A 7,259-nucleotide genomic window follows, 5' to 3' on the forward strand; every position below is an offset into this window, starting at 1 on the left:
CACCTTCTTTCTTCTACAATACAAGAATACAAGGAAGCGATACATAGAATATTGCCCCCGTCTTGCCGTCGCTCTCCGCTCGAATCGTCCCTCCATGCGCTTGGACGATTTCCCTGCAAATCGCCAGCCCGAGCCCGCTGCCCTCTATACCCTTCTCCAGGCCCGGTCGATCATACCTGTAATTACGATCGAAGATTTGCTCGAGCTGCTCTGGGGGAATACCTGTGCCTGAATCTTGCACGCTAATGATTGCACGGCGGATATGATCCTCTTCTTCAACAGCTAATGCAATACGCACCGACCCACTGTTAGAAGTGAACTTCATCGCGTTCGACACTAGATTAAACAATGCCTGCTCTAATCTTTGCACATCCATTTCGACAACAGGCATGTCAGGGCGTTGATCTTCCATATCTCTGAAATCCAGCGTGAAATCCAACCCTGCGTCACGCACAACTAGCTCATATTGTTCATAGAACCGGCGCAAGAAGTCAACCACATGAACCTGCTCCATTCGGTACGAGACTTGTCCCGTCTCCAAATGCGACAAGAAGGACAACTCCTCGATCATGCGGTTAACCCTTATCGTGTTATCCCGAATATACTTCAAGTACTGTTCATTACGTTCCGGCTTGACCCTGTCCTGCACAGCTTCTACATAACCAAGCATACTGGACAGCGGCATACGCAGATCGTGCGTTATATAGGCAAGGAGCTTCTTCCTCCCTTCCTCGGAGTGAAGCAACCGGTCATACGACGTGCGGAGATCATCATGAGCAGCGGATAAGGCCTGTGTGCGTTCCTGCACGGTTCGTTCCAAATTAAAATTCATTTCGGTCAGCTTGTTGTTAGCATCCTGCAGTTCACGTGCAATCCTCTCCTCGTTCGATGCCGCCCTCGTAAATCTCGAAGAAAGCAGAATCATCTGTGCGATCGTAAACACCAACAAACCAAGCGGAGATGTATTTCCGATCAGCGACCATTCGTTGTAATATAAAAAATCGTTGACGACAGTAACTAAACCAACCACCGACACGAGCAGGAAGATTAGCGCTCCCTCCATACGCCGCATAGCCGCTTTGACTAGCCCAACCATCAGATAAACCATATGCAGAAAAACCATCACACCGATCATCAGTAACATTTTGGTATATATAAGTGCAGGGGTCACCACAACAACGATACAGAATGCGCCGGTAACGATCCGCGTGACAAGATGAAACCAACGCGACACATAATTCGGAAAAATGCTATCAAAGTACATCGTCATGATATAACCAATGCTGCAAAGAATCAGGTATTCGATCTTGAACTGCAATCCCCATGGAAAAGATGGCCACAATTGTGTGAGTAAGAGCTCGCCGACCAGCAAGGATCGGATACCGGACAACGTGGTGAACAGACCAAAATACAATGGAGCCCTGTCTTTGCGTCGCAGTCCGAATAACAGCAGATGATATACGCCAATCACAAGCAGGCCTGCGGTGGTGAACATTTCTGCGGCGATTCTCAGATTTGTCCTAACCGTTAACACATCACTGCCGCCGAGCTCTATATACTTGGTGATGCCGCCTCGCTTATGATGGAAGTTGGCTACTTGCATAACCAGCTCTACCCTGTCATTTTCGGGCTGAAAGAACACCAGCTTCGTTGCCAGATGCGGTGTCACGCTGCTCTTGTCCTGACCAACTACACCAACCTCTGCCAACAGCTCGCCATTAACCCATAATTTATACGCATGAAAAATGGTAGGCATCCGCAGAGCAAGCCGCTCATTCCTATCCTGCTCGCTAAGCTTTATGACCACCCGAAAGGTTGCAAAGCCTGTACCGTTCAGCTGCTGACCATCTAATTGATAGCCTAACCATGACCCCGGGATGCTGATCCAGCGATCATGATTTCCGTCCCTTGCTAAGCGATTCTGTATGTCCTCAGGCGACAGCAGCTCTTGCCAATAGAACGCCCAGTCCCCTTTTAACTTTACCGGATTCTCACTGACATGGGCCTGCGTTATATCCAGAATGCCTTTTTCACTTTGGAACTTAGGGGAGTCCGGTGCAGGGACGACGGCATAGCTTACAACCGAACCAATAACAAGGGCAGCAATTATATAAAGCAAGATAGAACGAGAACCGAATCGGAGAATACCCCTCATTATGAACCCAACCCCAATCTCCAAGAGCGCAATAAGTAAGTCGATTATCTAAATCATATCATCATTATAGGTAAATGTACCCTGCAAATATCTACGAGGCGTTGAACACAAACATCACGATGAGGTCCTTTTTTGAACGTAAGAAAAACCGTCCACCCCCGGACGGTTAATTATCGTGCTAACCCATGTTTTAAGCAAGAAGAATATAGCGGGTAACCTGGGTGCCCCTTTGAACATGTTTTTATATTCGTTCCCTGCATGGAATCTTAGCTTTGTTATTACTTTCATCGTTTTTCACACCGTTACCGAATTGCGTCTTCAGGCCGTTCACGGCAATGGCTGGCGTCTTGGACGTTAACTGGAAGCCATCATGCAGCTTGATAATGATCGTTTTCTTGTCCTCAGACAGAACGTAGCTGTCCAACTTCGGATTCAGCGCTATGCCGTTGATCGTAATCTTGGACAGGTCAATGGAGTCTACGTCGATCCCCACTATCAGCGTCAGATTCAACATATTCCCCGCCGCGAAGCCTGCTCCAGACACTTCAAGATGTTTGGTCTCTTCGAATGTTCTAGCTGTTTCGAAGCCTCCAGTAGCAAGCAGCCCGCGACTCGCCTCCTCCTTACCGCCGAATGTACCGTCCGGAGCGTTCTCTAGCAAGCCTAGATCGAGCGCCTTCTGGACATATCCAGCAGCCCAATTGGAGACAATTCAACTTTCTCCTCCATACCTAATCCTCGAACTAGGAATGTGGCCAATTGCTCCTTATTCACTAAGCCCTCTGGGTTGAACTCTCCATTACCCATACCACTCGTTATTCCCGCCGCAGGATCGCCTCAATATAAGGCAGCGTAGGATTGTCCACTTTTACGTCACTGAACGACGATTTCCTTGGAGTAGTGTCAACTTTCAGGTCAAAAATAAGCGCAGCTACCTTTGCAAATTGGGCCCGATTCATTTCGTCATTCAGTCCGAAAGTGTTATCGGAGACTCCTTGGAAGATACCTGCTGAAATCATCGCATCGAACTTCGCCTTCGTAGCCGCGTCTAAATCATTTAGATCGCTAAAATCCGCTGACGACCGTACAACTATCATATCTGTTTCTGCTGCTAGTACCGTTGTTACAGATAAACATAAGACCAATACCATGGAACTTAACACCAAGCGATTAACGCGATTAAACATAACCACCCCCCTCATTTTAGATGAATATTAACCTATCATAATACAGGTGGACTTTTCTTAATGAATTCTTAATGAATGTTATTAAATATGTATTTCTCTACTTATTATTGTTATGATTTGATCGTGATCAAAATTGATTTCATGTCGCTAGAGAAGGAGGAAGGATACACCATCAATCAGATCTTAATTGTAGATGATGAACTAGAGATTCGTCAGTTAATTCGCATGCATTTAGAACAAGCAGAACTACAAGTCATTGAAGCTAGCTCAGGACGTCAAGCTATTCAATACTTACAGGAACATCCTATAGAATTATTGATTCTGGATCTCATGATGGATGATGGCAACGGGTTTGAGGTGCTGCACTATTTACAAGAAGAAAATTCTGGATCGTTAGTTATTGCCCTGAGTGCAAGAAGAGAAGTGCAAGACAAAATCCTGACGCTCGGATTAGGTGCAGATGATTACGTCACTAAGCCTTTTAGCCCAGTGGAATTGGTTGCTCGCGTGCAAGCACAGTTAAGAAGACATCGCCCTTCTTCTTATGCTGCTAAGCTTCTACGTTTAAATAAATTAGTGCTAGATATAGACAATTATATTTTGCAAAATGATGGGAGGTCATTTCCTGTAACCCCGGTAGAATGCCGACTTCTAGAAATGTTCATGCAAAATCCAGACCGCATTTTAACCAAAAGGGAGATTTACAAGCAGGTGTGGAATCATGAAAACTTTGATGCAAACAATTTAAGTGTTTTTATAAGCAAACTGCGAAGCATTCTTGAACCCACGGGGAGCTCCTCTCATTACATTCATAGCATACGTGGAATCGGTTATCGATTCTCAGGAGATGGACAATGAAAAGTCGAACAAAGCTTTGGTTACTTATGCTCATCAGTGCAATTATTAGTATTCTTGTATTTGCTTCTCTTAGCCTCATTATGGGCAAAATAGGAGATAAGGGTTATGATCTGAACAGCCTGAACGCCATCTCACAAGAAGTCCTTGATCCGATTGCGACGCGTCCCGCTTTTCAGATCCAAGACATAACGCCAATACTGGATAATGCTCATAGCAACCACCCTAATATTCGTTATGAATGGATTTCAGCAGATGGATCGACGATTTATGATACCTTCGGAGAAAAGAAAACCTATGATTTCGGGCAGTTTGCAAATCGAATGCTCAATATGCCTCAGAACCTATGGGGGGTCGATAAACCGATTACGCTTACTTACTCCATTAGCCAAGAGGATCAACCCTATTATTTATTGATGAGCTTATCCAGCGACGACATGAAAAATGGGCAAATTTACTTCTTCATGCGAACTTTTAAAGCCATGTCTACTTTTATGCTACCTTTAATTGTTGCTTTATTAATTCCCTATCTGCTATCTCTAGGGTTTTTCTCTTCCATGAATAAACGAATCAGTAAGCTTAATCAGGCTATAGGACAGCTTAACCTCCAAAGTGAAATTACTGTACTAGAGGACACGAAAAAGGATGAAATTAGCCTGCTCACTGCGCATTATAATGCCATGGCTCACCGTATTCAAAATCAAGGCGAACAAATCAAACAATTTGACACCAGACGAAATCTGTTACTGTCTAATCTCTCCCATGATCTACGCACCCCTCTAACGATGATTTTAGGCTACGCAGAAACGATTCGTGCTGGATTGTATAAGGATGAGACGGAGCTACAAGCGAGTGCCAAAGTTTTGCTACAGCGTTCTCGTTACATTGATAAGCTTTTAGATCAATTGTTAGATATTACTCGCCACGATGAGGGGAATTTAGAGCTTCATGTTGAAGTGCATAATGTATCTGAAATGATGCGAAAAATTGCTGCCGACTACCTGATGTTTCTTGAGGGACAGAACTTCACTGTTGAAGTAAATATCCCTGATGAGGATATCCAATCCTGGATTGATGCCTCTCTAATCGAACGTGCACTGCGAAACCTATTGGACAACGCGATTCGCTACGGATCAGAAGGTCATTATCTTGAAATCGGACTTTTGGAAAAGGTTGATACCATACTCATAATGGTTATCGACAAAGGACGCGGCATTTCTTTACAGGATCAAGAGCATGTTTTTGAACGTTTCTACCGTATCGATGGCAGTAGAAAAGGCGAAGGACTCGGCATTGGACTTTCGATTGTTAAGGAAATCACCTCTCTCCATGACGGGTCAATTTCCTTGACGAGTGCCCCCTTTGAAAAAACAGTATTTGAGATTCAACTGCCAAAGAGTCAGCGTGATCAATAACGCTGACCTTTTCCTGCGTCCAACCAATATGCCATAACAGCTAGCATGAATTCATACGCTGCTGAATGTAATTATATCTACATTAGAACAAAACGAGGGTTACTCCTAGGCAGTTTATTCCAACCGCCTTCAGAGTAACCCTCCATTTATTATGGCTCTACTTGCTCATTTGCTCCAACATCTTCAATAGAACCGTTACAGCCTCTGCTCTTGTAGCATGATCTTGAGGCGCGAATTTGTTATCCCCTTTTGCCATGTACGATGTCCGCTTGCTGTACGTAAGCCACGCTACTTATCGCCCACGCTGGAATATCATTATTGTCAGCAAATCCTGTTGCAGGATTAGATGCAAGCGACTGACCTAAACGATGATTCATACTTCACTTGCTCTTCTGTTCCAGCATTCTCAAAAGAAGTGTCACAGCTTCAGCTCTGGTTGTCTTATCATTTGGGGCAAATTCATTCATACCTTTGCCTTTGATAAGGTCCAAATTCTTAATTGCTGCTACTGCACCCTTCGCCCATGTCGGAATTTGATGATCATCCTCAAAATCGGTTACTTCATTTTCTTTCAGCCGTAAGTTGAGCGCCCTAGCAATCATGACCACCATCTCAGATCTTGTCACTTCTTCATTCGGACGGAAGCTGCCATCCCCAAATCCGCTAATAATACCTGCTTGCACCGCTTGCGCCACCGATTCCTGTGCCCAAGCTCCAATTAATGCTGTATCGGTATAGGTCATCTCCGCTCTTTCCACTTGCAGCTTCAATGCATTCATCAGCATGACCACAAACTCAGCTCGAGTCACATTAGCATCCGGCTTAAACATACCGTTTGGATAACCGCTAACGAATCCGTTTAGCACCGCTTGTTTGATGTTGGTCGCCGCCCAATGATTGGAAATATCACCAAATTCATCCTTTGGTTCCACCGGGGCATTCGCTTTTTCTACAGCCAATACTGTAAATTTCGCAAACTCATTTACTTCTACGGAGATCCAGTTGCCAGCTACCTTACCACCAGCAACTTCCACCCACTCTTTCTTTTTTTCGTCGTAATAGAATACTGCCGGATGCTGACCCTCCGCCAATTTCGACATCTCAAATGCAAAGGATATCGTCACCATTTTTTTGAAGTTCTCCGGGATATCCTTTGAAATCCCGAAGACTTTGCTAACTGGGTGCTGTTCATTCGTTAGAAGGTTTTCGGTTTCCAATATGCCTTCAATTGCTATTCTTACTTCCTTGTCTGTAGCTCCCGACGGGATAAATATCTTCACAGCATTTTCAAAGCTCAACTCTCCACTTGCTCCTGCAGGCAGTGTTAACCTACCATTCAGATTGCTATTGCTTGGAACCCCAGAACCGCTACTTCCGCTGCTTCCACTTCCACTGACGCTCCACTTCGCATATAGCGTCACGTTCGTTATACCCATTGTGAATGTGGCAGCGTAATCTGTGCCAGTTCCATCCGCTAGCGTGTTCCAGCCTGCAAACGTGTAACCGCTCTTCACTAAATCGCCGGTGTTGCCTCGTACCGTTACGCTTGCGTTTTCTTCATATTCACCGATATCTGTCGGTACGTTGCCGCTTGTATAGCCGTTGCCGTTATACGTGACCTTGTACGTCGGGTTCTTCGTCCACTTC

8 protein-coding genes and 2 pseudogenes are annotated in these 7,259 nt (G+C 45.0%); 4 read left to right on the top strand and 6 right to left on the bottom strand.

The annotated features are described in order from the left end of the window. Window positions 1–13: 13 nt before the first annotated feature. From AB4Z50_RS14040 to AB4Z50_RS14055, 4 genes are all read right to left on the bottom strand, one after another. Window positions 14–2,119, bottom strand: a complete 2,106-nt coding sequence (locus tag AB4Z50_RS14040) for an ATP-binding protein (RefSeq protein WP_441879736.1) — start codon at window positions 2,117–2,119, stop codon at window positions 14–16. 277 nt (window positions 2,120–2,396) lie between these two features. Continuing rightward, entirely contained in the window at window positions 2,397–2,816 is a 420-nt protein-coding gene (locus AB4Z50_RS14045) for a hypothetical protein (protein WP_441879739.1), read from the bottom strand. Window positions 2,817–2,818: 2 nt separating this feature from the next. Further along, window positions 2,819–2,962, bottom strand: a complete 144-nt coding sequence (locus tag AB4Z50_RS14050; protein WP_441879742.1) for a hypothetical protein — start codon at window positions 2,960–2,962, stop codon at window positions 2,819–2,821. An 8-nt stretch (window positions 2,963–2,970) separates the two neighbouring features. Continuing rightward, entirely contained in the window at window positions 2,971–3,342 is a 372-nt protein-coding gene (locus AB4Z50_RS14055) for an S-layer homology domain-containing protein (RefSeq protein WP_441879745.1), read from the bottom strand. A gap of 225 nt (window positions 3,343–3,567) precedes the next feature. Between AB4Z50_RS14055 and AB4Z50_RS14060 the strand changes: the two are divergent. From AB4Z50_RS14060 to AB4Z50_RS14075, 4 genes and pseudogenes are all read left to right on the top strand, one after another. Next, a pseudogene (locus AB4Z50_RS14060) lies at window positions 3,568–3,795 on the top strand (response regulator); the annotation flags it as partial. Then, window positions 3,772–3,877, top strand: a pseudogene (locus AB4Z50_RS14065) (DNA-binding response regulator); the annotation flags it as partial. The pseudogenes AB4Z50_RS14060 and AB4Z50_RS14065, both read left to right, overlap by 24 nt. A 41-nt stretch (window positions 3,878–3,918) precedes the next feature. Next, the gene (locus AB4Z50_RS14070; RefSeq protein WP_441879786.1) at window positions 3,919–4,200 is read left to right on the top strand and encodes a winged helix-turn-helix domain-containing protein; all 282 of its coding nucleotides are present in this window, start codon (window positions 3,919–3,921) and stop codon (window positions 4,198–4,200) included. After that, entirely contained in the window at window positions 4,197–5,612 is a 1,416-nt protein-coding gene (locus AB4Z50_RS14075) for a sensor histidine kinase (RefSeq protein ID WP_441879748.1), read from the top strand. The genes AB4Z50_RS14070 and AB4Z50_RS14075 overlap by 4 nt, the downstream gene beginning before the upstream one ends. Window positions 5,613–5,851: 239 nt before the next feature. Here the strand turns inward: AB4Z50_RS14075 and AB4Z50_RS14080 are convergent, their stop codons facing one another. Further along, window positions 5,852–5,989: a hypothetical protein gene (locus AB4Z50_RS14080; RefSeq protein ID WP_441879751.1), complete on the bottom strand. Its 138-nt coding sequence runs from the start codon at window positions 5,987–5,989 to the stop codon at window positions 5,852–5,854. A gap of 3 nt (window positions 5,990–5,992) precedes the next feature. Beyond that, the coding region (locus AB4Z50_RS14085; RefSeq protein ID WP_441879754.1) for an S-layer homology domain-containing protein at window positions 5,993–7,259 on the bottom strand (1,267 nt) is incomplete at its 5' end.

Origin of the sequence: Paenibacillus sp. 2TAB26, assembly GCF_052115145.1 — a bacterium.
Lineage (GTDB): Bacteria > Bacillota > Bacilli > Paenibacillales > Paenibacillaceae > Pristimantibacillus.

What these genes read in the sequence shown, in the direction of transcription:
- AB4Z50_RS14050 (WP_441879742.1), bottom strand. Translation starts at nt 2,962, where the DNA reads ATGGGTAATGGAGAGTTCAACCCAGAGGGCTTAGTGAATAAGGAGCAA.
- AB4Z50_RS14055 (WP_441879745.1), bottom strand. Translation starts at nt 3,342, where the DNA reads ATGTTTAATCGCGTTAATCGCTTGGTGTTAAGTTCCATGGTATTGGTC.
- AB4Z50_RS14075 (WP_441879748.1), top strand. Translation starts at nt 4,197, where the DNA reads ATGAAAAGTCGAACAAAGCTTTGGTTACTTATGCTCATCAGTGCAATT.
- AB4Z50_RS14080 (WP_441879751.1), bottom strand. Translation starts at nt 5,989, where the DNA reads ATGAATCATCGTTTAGGTCAGTCGCTTGCATCTAATCCTGCAACAGGA.